The 13,633-nt window shown below is 67.7% G+C and carries 12 protein-coding genes; 9 read left to right on the top strand and 3 right to left on the bottom strand.

The window, feature by feature from the left end; genetic code table 11:
• The first annotated feature begins 90 nt into the window (after positions 1-90).
• The 3 genes from MQH31_RS12485 (at position 91) to MQH31_RS12475 (ending at position 3,215) form a co-directional block, all read left to right on the top strand.
• Complete coding sequence (locus MQH31_RS12485; protein WP_243012314.1) at positions 91-1,038, top strand: ROK family glucokinase; 948 nt, start codon at positions 91-93, stop codon at positions 1,036-1,038.
• A gap of 30 nt (positions 1,039-1,068) precedes the next feature.
• Complete coding sequence (locus tag MQH31_RS12480; protein WP_243012313.1) at positions 1,069-1,758, top strand: lysophospholipid acyltransferase family protein; 690 nt, start codon at positions 1,069-1,071, stop codon at positions 1,756-1,758.
• A gap of 86 nt (positions 1,759-1,844) precedes the next feature.
• Positions 1,845-3,215, top strand: coding sequence for a class II 3-deoxy-7-phosphoheptulonate synthase (locus MQH31_RS12475; RefSeq protein ID WP_372488153.1), 1,371 nt, complete (start codon positions 1,845-1,847; stop codon positions 3,213-3,215).
• Between the two features lie 686 nt (positions 3,216-3,901).
• On the opposite strand, the gene pknB is transcribed toward MQH31_RS12475, so the two are convergent.
• Together pknB and MQH31_RS12465 are read right to left on the bottom strand one after the other, a co-directional pair.
• Positions 3,902-5,851, bottom strand: a complete 1,950-nt coding sequence (gene pknB, locus MQH31_RS12470; protein WP_243012312.1) for a Stk1 family PASTA domain-containing Ser/Thr kinase — start codon at positions 5,849-5,851, stop codon at positions 3,902-3,904.
• Positions 5,852-5,911: 60 nt separating this feature from the next.
• A complete protein-coding gene (locus MQH31_RS12465) occupies positions 5,912-7,222 on the bottom strand; it encodes a muramidase family protein (RefSeq protein ID WP_243012311.1) in 1,311 nt (436 codons plus the stop codon).
• A gap of 237 nt (positions 7,223-7,459) precedes the next feature.
• Between MQH31_RS12465 and MQH31_RS12460 the strand changes: the two genes are divergently transcribed.
• Positions 7,460-7,801 carry an Rv2175c family DNA-binding protein gene (locus MQH31_RS12460; RefSeq protein ID WP_134533320.1) on the top strand — a complete coding sequence of 114 codons (342 nt, stop codon included), beginning with the start codon at positions 7,460-7,462 and terminating at the stop codon, positions 7,799-7,801.
• Between the two features lie 18 nt (positions 7,802-7,819).
• Here MQH31_RS12460 and MQH31_RS12455 read toward each other — a convergent pair whose 3' ends face one another.
• Positions 7,820-8,908, bottom strand: a complete 1,089-nt coding sequence (locus MQH31_RS12455) for a polyprenyl synthetase family protein (protein WP_134533322.1) — start codon at positions 8,906-8,908, stop codon at positions 7,820-7,822.
• 70 nt (positions 8,909-8,978) lie between these two features.
• On the opposite strand from MQH31_RS12455, the gene MQH31_RS12450 reads away from it, so the two are divergent.
• The 5 genes from MQH31_RS12450 (at position 8,979) to MQH31_RS20885 (ending at position 13,623) form a co-directional block, all read left to right on the top strand.
• A complete protein-coding gene (locus tag MQH31_RS12450) occupies positions 8,979-9,389 on the top strand; it encodes an SCO2097 family morphological protein (protein ID WP_134533324.1) in 411 nt (136 codons plus the stop codon).
• Positions 9,390-9,639: 250 nt separating this feature from the next.
• Entirely contained in the window at positions 9,640-10,071 is a 432-nt protein-coding gene (mraZ, locus tag MQH31_RS12445) for a division/cell wall cluster transcriptional repressor MraZ (protein ID WP_243012310.1), read from the top strand.
• Between the two features lie 98 nt (positions 10,072-10,169).
• On the top strand, positions 10,170-11,123 hold the full coding sequence (rsmH, locus tag MQH31_RS12440; protein WP_243012309.1) for a 16S rRNA (cytosine(1402)-N(4))-methyltransferase RsmH: 954 nt from the start codon (positions 10,170-10,172) through the stop codon (positions 11,121-11,123).
• Entirely contained in the window at positions 11,120-11,770 is a 651-nt protein-coding gene (gene ftsL / locus MQH31_RS12435; protein ID WP_243012308.1) for a cell division protein FtsL, read from the top strand. Before rsmH ends, ftsL begins: the two co-directional genes overlap by 4 nt.
• Before the next feature lie 65 nt (positions 11,771-11,835).
• Entirely contained in the window at positions 11,836-13,623 is a 1,788-nt protein-coding gene (locus MQH31_RS20885) for a peptidoglycan D,D-transpeptidase FtsI family protein (RefSeq protein WP_241976085.1), read from the top strand.
• The last annotated feature ends 10 nt before the right edge of the window (positions 13,624-13,633 follow it).

Below are 13,633 nucleotides of genomic sequence, written 5' to 3'. Positions count from 1 at the left end.
CGCGGCTCAGTACACTCTAGAGGGACGCCTCAGCATAATTGTGTGCTGAGCTGGGCGGATGCCCGAGACTATGGACGAAAGAGGCCGGCTGTGCACGCCATTGGAATCGACATCGGCGGCACGAAGATTGCGGGAGCCCTCGTCGACGAGTTCGGCACCATCCTCCGTTCCGAGCGCACGCCCACAACCGCAGGGGACCCGCGGGCCATCGAAGACGCCGTCGTCGAGATGATCCAGAAACTCGCCGTCGGTGAGGACGTCATCGCGGCAGGCGTCGCGGCAGCCGGCTTCATCGACTCCGCGCAGTCCACGGTCTACTACGCCCCCAACATCAACTGGCGCAACGAACCGCTCCGGGCGACCCTCGAAGAGCGGCTCAACCTCCCGATCCTGATCGAGAACGACGCGAACGCGGCCGGCTGGGCCGAATTCTGCTTCGGCGCCGGCCAGGTCTACAGCGACATGGTCACCCTCACGATCGGCACCGGCGTCGGCGGCGCCATCGTCTCCAACGACCGCCTGTTCCGCGGCGGCTTCGGCTGCGGCGCCGAGCTCGGCCACGTGCGCATCGTCCCGGACGGCCTCCCGTGCGGCTGCGGCGCCCAGGGCTGCATCGAGCAGTACGGCTCCGGCAGGGCCCTGCTCCGCATCGCCAACTCCCTGGCGGATGCCGGTGGCATCGGCCTCGGCCTCGCATCCGCCCGTGCCCGCAAGGGCAAGCTCAGCGGCAAGGACGTCGGCCGCCTGATCCAGGACGGCGACCCCGGGGCCCTCGCGGCCCTCCGTCAGCTCGGCGACGCGCTCGGCCAGGCCTGCGCATCCCTCGCGGCCGTGCTCGACCCGCAGATCTTCGTCTTCGGCGGAGGAGTCGCCGACGCCGGCGAACTGCTCCTCGAACCGATCCGTACCGCGTACCTCGAAAACCTTCCCGCGCGGGGTTACCACCCCGAGGCGGAATTCGCGATTGCCCAACTCGTCAACGATGCCGGAGTTGTCGGTGCCGCAGACCTCGCGCGGAAGCACGTCTTCCCGATCTAGGCTGTGCCCGACGCAAGAAAAGAGCGACCGATGTTCTACTGGATCATGAAAAACATTGTCGTCGGACCCCTCCTTCTGGGGCTCTTCCGGCCGTGGGTGGTCGGCCTCGAGAACATCCCCAAGACCGGGGGAGTCATCCTCGCGAGCAATCACCTGTCGTTCATCGACTCGGTGTTCCTGCCGCTCGTGGTGCCGCGCCGGGTGGTCTTCCTCGCCAAGAGCGAATACTTCACCGGCACCGGGCTCAAGGGCTGGGCGACGAAGCAGTTCTTCAAGGCCACCGGCCAGCTGCCGATCGACCGCTCCGGCGGTAAGGCCTCGGAGGACTCGCTCAACACGGGCCTGAGGATCCTCTCCGGCGGCGGCGTGCTCGGTATCTACCCCGAGGGCACCCGCAGCCCTGACGCGAAGATGTACCGCGGTCGCACCGGGGTCGCCCGGATGCTCCTCGAGGCCGGGGTGCCCGTCGTCCCCGTCGCGATGATCGACACCGAGAAGGCGATGCCGACCGGCACGCGGATCCCGAAGATCCGTCGGATCGGGATCGTCATCGGCAAGCCGCTCGATTTCAGCCGCTTCGAGGGGCTGGAGGGGGACCGGTTCGTGCTCCGCAGCGTGACCGACGAGCTGATGTACGAGCTCCAGGCGCTCAGCAAGCAGGAGTACGTCGACGTGTACGCCACGAGCGTCAAGGAAAAGCGCGCCAGTCTTTCGCGATAAGATCGCGTATCCCACCCCGGCTCGAACCAGCCCAGTCCCCTGGTGCGCACTCCGCGTGCCAACAAAGAGAAAACAGAGATAGTCCTGTGGTCGACACTACCGAACCCGTCATTGTGGCCGATGAAGCTGTGATCGCCGGTCTGGACTATTGGCGCACGCTTCCGATCAAGCAGCAGCCGACCTGGCCGGACTCCGAAGCCGTCGCTGCGGCATCCGCAGAACTGTCGACGCAGCCGCCCCTGGTCTTCGCCGGCGAGGTCGACATCCTGCGCGACCGACTCGCCCAGGCCGCTGCCGGCCACGCCTTCCTGCTCCAGGGCGGCGACTGTGCGGAGACCTTCAGCGGCGCGACCGCTGAGCAGATCCGCAACCGGGTCAAGACCGTGCTGCAGATGGCCGTCGTGCTCACCTACGGCGCCTCGATGCCCGTGATCAAGATGGGCCGGATGGCCGGCCAGTTCGCCAAGCCGCGCTCGAGCGACTTCGAGACCCGCGGCGGCGTCACCCTGCCCGCCTACCGCGGCGACATCGTCAACGGCTACGACTTCACCCCGGAGTCCCGCGAGGCCGACCCGGCCCGCCTCGTCAAGGGCTACCACACGGCCGCGTCGACGCTCAACCTGATCCGCGCGTTCACCCAGGGCGGTTTCGCCGACCTGCGCCAGGTGCACAGCTGGAACCAGGGCTTCGCCGCGAACCCGGCCAACCAGCGCTACGAGAAGGTGGCCAAGGAGATCGACCGGGCCATCAAGTTCATGATCGCGTGCGGTGCGGACTTCGAGGCGATGCGTCGCACGGAGTTCTACACGAGCCACGAGGGCCTGCTGATGGACTACGAGCGCCCGATGACCCGGATCGACTCCCGCACCGGCACCCCGTACAACACCTCGGCGCACTTCATCTGGATCGGCGAGCGTACCCGTTACCTCGACGGCGCCCACGTGGACTTCCTGTCCCGGGTACGCAACCCGATCGGCGTCAAGCTCGGCCCGAGCACCTCGGCGGACGACATGCTGCGTCTCGTCGACAAGCTCGACCCGAACCGCGAACCCGGCCGCCTCACCTTCATCACCCGGATGGGAGCCGGCAAGGTGCGCGACGCGCTCCCGCCACTCCTCGAGGCGATCAAGGCGAGCGAGGCCGTTCCGCTCTGGATCACCGACCCGATGCACGGCAACGGCGTCACCACGCCGACCGGGTACAAGACGCGTCGTTTCGACGACGTCGTCGACGAGGTGCGCGGCTTCTTCGAGGCCCACCGCGCCGTCGGAACCCACCCGGGCGGCGTGCACGTCGAGCTCACCGGCGACGACGTCACCGAGTGCCTCGGCGGCTCCGAGCACATCGACGAGGCCGACCTCGCCACCCGCTACGAGTCGCTCTGCGACCCGCGGCTCAACCACATGCAGTCCCTCGAGCTCGCCTTCCTCGTCGCCGAGGAGCTCGCCGCCCGCTGACCCGTAGCGGTCTCCCCGAGTGCCGCCGTTCCCGCCGAAACTACCCGGCAGAACGGCGGCACTCGGCGTATCCGGCGACTCTGGGCGAGGCAAGCGGATGCCGCCGGCGCGCCACCCGGAGGCGTGCCCGCCGCGCCGCTGCGCCCAAAGCGGGCCGGGCCCCTCCGGGCGCGTGCTCACCCGTCGAGTGTCGCCGTTGTCGCCGAAAGTGCCCGGCGGAACGGCGACACTCGGCGCATTCGGCGACAGTCGCCGCACGGGCGGATGCTGCGGGCGAGCCACCCGGACGCTCGTGTGCGCCTGAGGTCGGTCTGGGCCGTGGGGCGTGCGCGGCCACTCGTCCAGTGTCGCTGTTGTCGCCGAGGGTACCCGGCAGAGCGGCGACACTCGGAGTATCCGGCGACTCTCGCCGCGCGAGCGGATGCTGCGGGCATGCCACACGGACGCTCGCACACACCTGTACTGGCCGCGCGCCCGCGCTCGGCTACTCGCCGCGTGTCGCCGTTCACGCCGAAACTACCCGGCGGAGCGGCGACACCCGGCGTGAACGGCGACTCTCGCCCCGTGACCGGGTGCTGCCGGATGCGTCACAGCCGGGCGCGCCATGTCCGCCGTTTCGCGCCAGGCATGCCTGGAGCGGAGCGGCGGGTCTGGCGCGCAGCGCCGAGTGGTGGCGGCGGGGGACCCTAGCCGAACGGGTTCGTCGGCTTGAGGGCGATCGTGCTGCCCTTGGGCGCGGCCGTTCCCGCCGCAGGGTCCGTGGAGAGGATGTTGAGCAGCGGCGCGATCGCATCTGCGCCCAGGTTATAACTCAGCTTGAACCCCAGGTCGGTGAGGATCTTCTTGCCTTCGTTCCACGGCTTGCCGACGACGTTCGGGATCGGGATCGGCGCGGGACCCTTCGACGTCGTGAGCACGTAGGTGTCGCCCGCCCGGACCGGGCCGTCCTTCTGGGGAGCGGCGCTGACCACGTCGCCCTCGTCGATCGTGTCGCTGTAGACGGAGTCGCCGGTGGTGGCGACGAGCCCCTTGTCTTTCAGGAGCGAGGTCGCGGTGTTGACCGACTTGCCCGAGACATCCGGAACCGGGCCGAGCGAGGCGACGAGGTTGACCTTCATACCCTCGAAGTACGGGCCGCCCTGGGAGACCTCCGAGCCGTCGCTCTCCCGGAACGCCGAGATCACGATGCCGGAGGCGACGTCGCCGGAGAAGACCTGGTCGACCGTGCCGACCAAGGCATTGAGCCCGGTGATCGTCGAACTCGCGGCATCCGTGCTGAGGCCGGCGAGCGGGGGAACCGTGATCGGCTGCGGCCCTTGCGAGACGTAGAGGGTGACCGCGTTGCCCTTCTTGACGTGGCCGCCCTCTCCGGGGTCGGTACTCGCGACGAGTCCTGCCGCAACCGTGCCGCTGTACTGCTGCGCGAGAGCGGACTGGAGGCCGAGCTCGGCGAGCTGCGCGGCGGCCGCGTCCGGGGCGACCGAGATCAGGGAGGGCACCTCGACCTGCGACCCCGGGCCGCTGCCGAAGTACCAGCCGGTACCGCCGGCGAGGCCGGCGAGCAGGAGTACCAGCGTGAACAGCCAGTACCCGCGGACCTTGCGGCGGCGGGTCTTCGTGCTGAGCAGGTCGGCGTCGGCCGGCGGCTTCACGACGGGTGCGGGCAGCAGTGCCGTCGCTCCGGCCACGGGCGCCGCGGCGCCGAAGATCATGGTGTCCGCGTCCGCGAGGGCACCCGCGGCAGCGCTCGGCATCAGCAGGGTCTGCTGCACGCCGGTGTCACCGTCGAAGGGGCGCATCTGCTTCTCGACGTCGAGGAGCTGGTCGAGCATGACCTTCGCGTCCCGGGGGCGCTGTTCGGGGTCGCGGGCGGTCGCCCAGCTGACAAGCTCGTCGAGCTCGTGCGGAACGGTCGTGACCCGCAGGCTCGGCATCGGCACCGTGTCATTGGCGTGCTGGTACGCGATCTGCATCGGCGCCTCGCCGACGTAGGGCTGTTCGCCGGTGAGCATCTCGTAGGTCATGATGCCGAGGGCGTAGATGTCGCTGCGGGCATCGGCGATGCCGCGCGTGACGAGTTCGGGGGAGAGGTAGGCGATCGTGCCGAGCAGTGCCTGCCCGGTCGCGGTGTTGTTGTTGGCGGCACGGGCGAGCCCGAAGTCACCGATCTTGATCCGTCCGTCGTCCGCGAGCAGCACGTTCTCCGGCTTGAGGTCGCGGTGCACGATGCCGGCCTTGTGCGCTGCGGCGAGGCCGGACAGCACCGCCTCGAGGATGTCGATGGTCTGTTCGCTCGTGAGGCGCCCGTAGTCCTTGAGCAGGTCGCGCAGGGTGATGCCGGGCAGATACTCCATGACGAGGTACGCCATATCGGCGTCCTGGCCCTGGTCGTAGACGTTGACGACGTTCGGGTGTGCCAGGCGTGCGGCCGAGCGGGCCTCCTGGACGAATCGCGCCTTGAAGGCGTTGTCGTCTGCGAGGTGACCGTGCATCACCTTGAGTGCTACCCGGCGTTCGAGGCGCAGGTCGGTAGCGAGGTAAACGGTCGCCATTCCGCCGCGCGCGATTCGCGAGCGCACCTGATATCGGCCGTCTATCAGACGGCCGATCATCGGATCGGCAGGACTATCGCTCACCAGTCGAGTCTAGGGAGAAGCGGGCGGATCTGCTGCCGGACACTCGCAAAGCACGGCTGATCAGCCGAGCTCTGCCAGCCAGGATCGGGCAGAGGTCTCCCACTTCGCGTAATAGTCGGGGAAGGCGGAGAGCTGAACGGCCTGCGCCGCCTGGGTGACGGTCAACCCCTCCCAGCCGACGATGTCGAGGAGTCCGCGGGTGACCCCGGGGTTCGGGTTCCCTGCGCCGCCGAAGAACGCCAGGCTCGCGCGGACGGGGTCCATCACCTGGTCCGGCGACCCCCAGCCCTTGCCCGGTCGCTGCTGGAAGAGACCGAGCGAATCCCTGTCCCCGTAGTTGACGTTCCGCAGCCCCGATTCCTGGGCGGCGGCGACGAGGGCGACGACGAGGCCCTGGTCGCTCACGCCGGCCGCACGCCCGGTCGCCACGATGATCCGGGCGTTGGCTCGCATCTCGTCGGAGAGAGGGGTCACCTGGCCGAGAGCGGCGGTCGGTGCCGGTGCCGGCGCGGGCAGTGGGGTGACGGATGCGGCCGCGACCGATTCCGCGGCGGCCGCCGGGATCGCGAGCTCCTGGCCGGGGTAGATGATGCTCGACCAGCCGAGGTTGTTCGCCTGCAGGATCGCACGAATAGAGACTCCGGTGGCCGCTGCGATCATGGACACGGTTTCTCCCGTTGCGATCGTGTGCCGGGCGCCGGGGGCCGCCGTCGTCGCACTGGCGAGCGCAACCGCAGGGGCCGCCGCCGCAGGGGCGGAGCCGGAGGGAATCACGAGGGACTGACCGGGGAAGATGATGCTGGCCCTGTCGAGGCCGTTGGCGCTCAGCGCGGCCGCGACCGAGATGCCGTGTGCGGCGGCGATGCCGCTGATGGTGTCTCCCGTCACGATCGAGTAGCGCGTGAGCTCGCTCGCAACCGGGGTGGGCGCGGGGGCCGCCGCGGGGGCGGCGCCGTCAGCGAGGGTGAGCTGCTGGCCGGGGAAGATCTTCGTCGACCAGCTCAGGCCGTTGCGTGCGAGCACGGCAGCGGTCGAGAGGCCGAACCGGCTCGCGATCCCGCTCACGGTGTCACCGGAGACGACCGTGTACTGGCTCGGGGCCGCCTCGGACTGAACACGTTGCGCAGGGACGCCGGTGGGAGCGGATGCCGGCAGCTGGGCGGGGACCTTGAGCGGCTTCCGGCTCAGGGTTGCGGCCTGGGCGGGAGAGGCGAGGTTGAGGCTGATGGCGACCGAGCAGACCACGGCGAGCGGCAGGGCCGCGAAGAGGCCGAGTGCGCGGGATCGGACACCGGTGGACTTGTGGCGCCGGGCGGGGGCGGGCTCACTCCCGGTCGGTGGTCGGACGATTCTGCTGGCCTGTACTGTCATGACGCTCCATTCAGATTGATCTGACACTCAGATGCTGTCGAGCCGAAAACTGCCGTTCGAGCTTGAGACTGGCTACAACCTTCAACGTGTCCACGAGCGTTAACTTGTCCACGACCTTCAACGCTGGCATACATGACCGCCGGAGTCAATCGGAATGACCCCCATCCGGGCCTCATCGAACCCGCGTCGGGGCATTCGGTGTTTGTCGTCGCCCGGGAATCATGGGAGGCTTGGAGCGTGACCGATTCGTTTTCAGATCAACCCTGGCTGACCATTCCCGACCTCGTTACCCTGCTCGGGACCAGTCAAAGCCGGGTGCGCCAACTCATCGATGACAAGCAGCTCCTCGCGATCCGCCGCAACGGCGTGATCGCGGTTCCGGCCGCATTCATCAAGGACGGCACCCCACTGCCCGAACTCCGCGGCACCCTGATCGTGCTGGCCGACGACGGCTTCACCGACGAGCAGGCCATGCAGTGGCTGCTCGAGGTCGACGACAGCCTCGGCGTCCCGCCGATCCAGGCGCTCCTCGCCGGTCGCAAGGCCGAGGTCCGCCGCGTCGCGCAGGCACTCGCGTAGCTTTCCGCGTTCTGACACTCAGAACGAGCGGCGCGTCACTGTTTCGGCGAGCGTCTCGAGCTGCTGCCGCACCTCGGGGGCGATCGGAGAGGCGTGCAGCGCGATGCGCGCATCCGCCACCTGGTCTGTGATCAGGGTCTCGACACTCTCGACGGCTCCGCTGGCCCGGATGAGTTCCTGCAGGGACAGGATCTGGGCCGCATCGAGTCCCGGGTCTCCCAGGAGTCCGTCGAGGTAGTCCCGCGCGGCCGGTTCGAGCGCGGTTCTGGTGAGCGCGATGAGCACGGTGCGCTTGCCCTCCCGCAGGTCGTCACCGCTCGGCTTCCCGGTGACAGACGCGTCGCCGAACACTCCGAGCAGGTCGTCCCGCAGCTGGTACGCGATGCCGAGGGGAAGCCCGAAGGCGCGCAGCGCGTCGAGATGGGCCGTGTCGGCGCCCGCGAGGGCTGCGCCGATGACGAGTGGAGCCTGGACGCTGTACTTCGCGGACTTGAAGACGATGACCCGCATGGCACGCTCGAGCAGCTCTTCTTCCGGCTGCACGAGCCAGGCCCGTTCCTCGAGGATGTCGAGATACTGACCGGCGGTCACCTCCGTGCGCATCTGATTGAATTCGTGGCGCCCGAGCCTGGCCGCGACGGGATCGGCCGAGGCCTGGAGGCCCTCGTCGAGGAGCTCGTCGCTCCACCCGAGGAGCAGGTCCCCGAGCAGGATTGCGGACGCCCTGCCGAACTCGACGGGAGCGCCGGCCCAGCCTCCTGCGGCATGCAGGGATTCGAAGAGTTTGTGCGCGGATGCCGAGCCCCTGCGGGTGTCCGAATTGTCGATGATGTCGTCGTGGACGAGGGCTGCGGCATGGAATATTTCGAGGGCAGCAGCCGCCGCGATGACCGGCGATGAATCCAGCGCGGCCGAGCCGGGGACGCTCTGCCAGCCTCGCTGACAGAACTGCGCCCGGAAGCGCTTACCACCGCTGAGAAACTGCCGTGAGAAGTTCACCAGCGCGCTAAGATCCGGGCTGACAGTAGTCACAATGAGTTGACGGGTTTTCAGGAATTCGTCGATGCGAGTTTGAACCAGATCGACCAGTTGATTGCTTTCAGCCACCCGCCTAGCCTAGCTATCGCGGCGGGGCTAGAATTGGGATTCACCGGTGATCCTACAGAGGAGGAATAAGATGCCGCTTTCGGAACAAGAGCAGCGACTCCTTGAAGAAATGGAGCGCGGGCTCTACCACAACGACTCCGACTTCGTCGCGACCGTTGGCGGTTCATCGCTCCGCCCGAACTACCGCTCGATCGCCCTCGGGGTGCTCGCGGTGGTCGCCGGTATCGGGGGACTGATCGCCGGGGTTGCGGTGCAGCAGCTCTGGATCGGAATCCTCGGCTTCGTGGTCATGTTCGCCGGAGTCCTGCTCGCGACATCACCGGGCAAGGCCGCCCGCAGATTGTCCTCCTCCGGCTTCTCGTCCACGGGCAAGTCGTCATCCGGAACCAACCGGTCGCGCACCTCGGGGTCCGGCAAGTCCGGGCGCGGGTTCATGGACCGCCTCAATGACCGCTGGGACCGACGCCAGGACGGCAACTGACCCACACCCTCCACCGCACGACCTGAATTCAACAAAAGCAGGGCCGATCACTGATCGGCCCTTTTTTTGTGCCCAAAATCGCCCGCGAATCGCGACATGCGGCGAATTTCCCTCCACCACGGAGTTAGCCTGTTCATCTGGTATTTTTCTAAGAAATAGCACGTTGATCGTGCAATTTCCGGTATTCGTGGTTCAAAGTGGAGTAAAGTGGAGTAACACCTGAACTTGGCCGGAAGAGAAGGGGTGATGAATGTTCCTCGGGACCTATGCCCCCAAGCTCGACGACAAGGGACGCGTCATCCTTCCTGCGAAGTTCCGCGAGCAGCTGTCCACCGGCATCGTGATGACCCGCGGCCAGGAACACTGCCTCTACGTCTTCACGACCCGGGCGTTCGAGGAACTGCACGAAAAGATCAAGCAGGCACCGATTACGAGCAAGCAGGGCCGCGACTTCCTCCGGGTGTTCACCTCCGGAGCCAGTGCGGAGACTCCCGACAGCCAGAACCGCATCACCATCCCCGCCAACCTCCGCAGCTATGCCGGCCTCGACCGTGAGCTCACCGTGATCGGCGCGGGCGACCGTGTCGAGATCTGGGACACCGAGGCCTGGGACCTCTACCTCGCCGAACAAGAGACCTCGTTCGCCAACACCACGGAGGAGGTGATTCCGGGACTCTTCTAGAACCTGGCGCCTGACTCCCAGCCGTACGCCCTGACACACTTCCCCGGTGGCAGGACTGCCGGATGGGGATCAGGATCCAGGAACTACTCCCCGGGACCATGAATATCGACGAAATCCATACCCCTGTATTGCTCGAACGCTGTGTCGAGCTCCTCGCGCCGGCTCTGGACCAGCCCGGCGCCGTGCTCGTCGACGCGACCCTCGGCATGGCCGGCCACTCGGAGGCCTTCCTGACCCGCTTCCCCGGGCTCACCGTCGTCGGCCTCGACCGCGACCTCGAGGCGCTCTCGATCGCCGAGGAACGCCTCAAGCCGTTCCGCGACCGGATCCACCTCGTGCACACCGTCTACGACGGCATCCGGGAGGCCCTCGACTCGCTCGGCATCGACGAGGTGCAGGGCGTGTTCTTCGACCTCGGTGTCTCCTCGCTCCAGCTCGACCGGGTCGAACGCGGGTTCTCCTACTCCAAGGACGCTCCGCTCGACATGCGGATGGACAACACGAGCGACCTGACCGCGGAGCACATCCTGGCCACGTACAGCGAGTCCGAGCTGCGCCGCATCTTCCACGAGTACGGCGAAGAGAAGCTCGCGGCGCGCTACGCCAAGGCGATCGTCGAGGCGAGAGCCACCGCACCGCTCGTCCGTTCCGCCGAACTCGTCGCGATCCTCACCAAGGTCACGCCCGTCGTCGTGCAGCGCACCGGCCACCCGGCCAAGCGGGTCTTCCAGGCCCTGCGCATCGAGGTCAACCAGGAACTCTCCGTGCTGGAACGCGCGATCCCCGCCGCGCTCGACGCCGTCGCCGTCCACGGCCGGATCGTCGTCGAGGCCTACCAGTCGCTCGAGGACCGGATCGTCAAGAAGGCGCTCGCGAGGGTATCCACCTCGAGCGCCCCCGCCGGCCTCCCGATCGAGCTGCCGGAACACAAGCCACTGTTCACACAGTTGATCCGGGGCGCCGAACTCGCCTCGGAAGAAGAAAAGGCGAGAAACCCCCGTGCGACGTCGGTCAGACTTCGCGCCGCTGAGCGACTGAGGAGAGCCGGATGAGCGACAATCTCGCACGCGTGCTGCGACCGAACTGGGAGAGTGCCCCCCGGCACGACACCCCCGACCAGAAACCCCTGGACGCTCCGGCTCAGCCGGGCTCGCGGCTCCGCCACATCGAGATCGTCGCGACGCGCAGCCAGCGCCGCGCGCGTCCCAAGATCGCCTTCGCCCTGTCCGCTGTCGCCGGCCTCGCGGTGATCATCGTCGCGCAGCTCCTGCTGAGCGTCGGAATCTCTCAGAGCGCATACGAGGTGTCCCGCTTGCAGGCCAGCCAGACGGAACTATCCCGCACGGCCGAGAGCGTGACGGAAGACCTCGTCCGGGTCTCGTCCCCGCAGAGTCTCGCGGCCAACGCAGAGGCCATCGGCATGATCAGCAACTCCAACCCGGTCTACCTTCGCCTCTCCGATTCCGCCGTGCTCGGCGCCCCGAGTTCCGCAACTGGCAGTCAGGCCGGTGCGGCGAGTCTCGTGCCGAACGCACTGCTCACCGGCGTACCTTTGGTGACACAGCCGGCCCAGTCCACCGGGCAGGGCGCGAGCGTCGCCGGCGCCGCGACGACTTCAGCCACCGAGACGGCGCCGACGACGCCGACCGCCCCAGTACCAGCCCCCGGCGCCGGACTCCCGACGCCCACGACTCGCTAACTCGCATTCCCGCCAGCGCCGGGGTGCCACAACCGCGGCCCCGTCCGCAGTAAGGAACGTGAACTGTGGGTGTCAGTGCCAGGTCGACGCGCAGCGGTAAGCGCCGCATCGCGATCACGGTCGTTCTCCTCTTCGCGATCGTCGCACTCTTCGTGGTCCGGCTCGTCGACATCCAGGTTGTTCGCGCCGACACCCTCAGCGCCGACTCGCTCGGCAACCGATCGGTCGAGCAACCCATCTACGGCTCCCGCGGGGACATCGTCGACGCCAACGGCGTCGTGCTCGCCGGAACGGTCATGCGCTACAACATCACCCTGTCGCCCCGCAATGCCGTCGAGTTCACCCGCAAAACGGCAGCGGGGGACCAGACGGTCACCGTCGCCCAGGCCGCTGCGGAGGTCGGAGCCATCACCGGTCAGACCGGAGACGCGATCCTCGCGATCATCTCCTCGTCGCTCGCCGCCGATCCGGCCTCCGACTATGCCATTGTGACCAAGGCGGTGGATGTCTCGGTGTTCCGGGCCGTCGACGCGCTCGAGATTCCATGGATCTACTTCGAGAAGAAGCCGGGCCGGGTGTATCCGGACGGTGCGGTCGCCGGCAACCTCGTCGGATTCACGTCGTCGGAGGGGGAGGCCCAGGCCGGCCTCGAACTTGGCCAGGATTCCTGCCTCGCGAGCACCAACGGCACGGAAACCTACGAAAAGGGCGCAGACGGCGTCCGGCTGCCGCAGAGTACCGTCACCGAGAAGGCGGCGGTCGACGGGGGAGACGTCGTGACGACGATCGACTCCGACCTGGAGTGGTTCGTTCAGCAGGCACTGGCCAAGCAGGCCCAGGCCACCGGCGCGGCGTGGGGAACGGTCGTGGTACAGGAGGTCAAGACCGGGAAGCTCGTCGCGGTCGCCGACTATCCCAGTGTCGACCCGAACAACGTCAACGGAACCGCCAACCCGGACGACCGCGGTTCGCGCGCGTTCACGGCCTCCTTCGAACCGGGGTCGACCTTCAAGGCTCTCACCGCGGCATCCGTGCTCGACGCAGGCAAGGCGACCGTCGGCACCCAGGTCGTCGCGCCATACCGGTACCTGCCGGGCAACGGCGCGAACATCAACGACAGCTCGGGGCACGCCGACCTGCACCTCACCCTCACGGGCGTTCTGATCGAGTCCTCGAACACCGGCATGTCCAAGTTCGGCGAGCTGCTGACCGACAAGCAGCGCTACGACTACATGACCAAGTTCGGCCTCGGCACCGAGACAGAGGCGGGCTTCCCGGCCGAGGACACCGGAATCCTGCACCCCTACGACGAATGGGACCCGCAGACCAAGTACGCCACGATGTTCGGGCAGGGCCTGACCACGACGGCGCTACAGGTCTCGAGCATCTACCAGACCATCGCCAACAAGGGCGTCCGGATGCCCGTCCAGCTCGTGGCCGGCTGCCGCCAGGCCGACGGGACCATGACGAATGTCCCGGCAGCCGCGGGAACCCAGGTGGTTTCGGCCTCCGCAGCGCACGACACCTCGGACATGCTCGAGATGGTGTACCAGAAGGCCTGGCTCTCCAAGGTCTGGAACATCCCCGGCTACCGCGTCGCCACGAAGACCGGAACGGCACAGATGCCCGACGGCCACGGCGGGTACACCCATGGGTATCTCGTGTCGGTCTCCGGCTTCGCGCCGGCGGACGACCCCGAGTACGTCGTTTCGGTCAGTCTCGCCGATCCTGTTAAACTGAACACGTCTGCAGCGCCCGCTCCGATCTTCCAGGAGGTCATGAGCCAGGTGCTGAAGAAGTACCGGGCAGTTCCATCGGGCGCTCCAGCGCCTGCCCTTCCCGGTACCTGGTAAGAAAGCGAGC

Origin of the sequence: Cryobacterium zhongshanensis (assembly GCF_022760445.1) — a bacterium.
Classification (GTDB): Bacteria; Actinomycetota; Actinomycetes; order Actinomycetales; family Microbacteriaceae; genus Cryobacterium; species Cryobacterium algoricola.
This window is presented reverse-complemented; position numbering and strand designations above follow the sequence as displayed.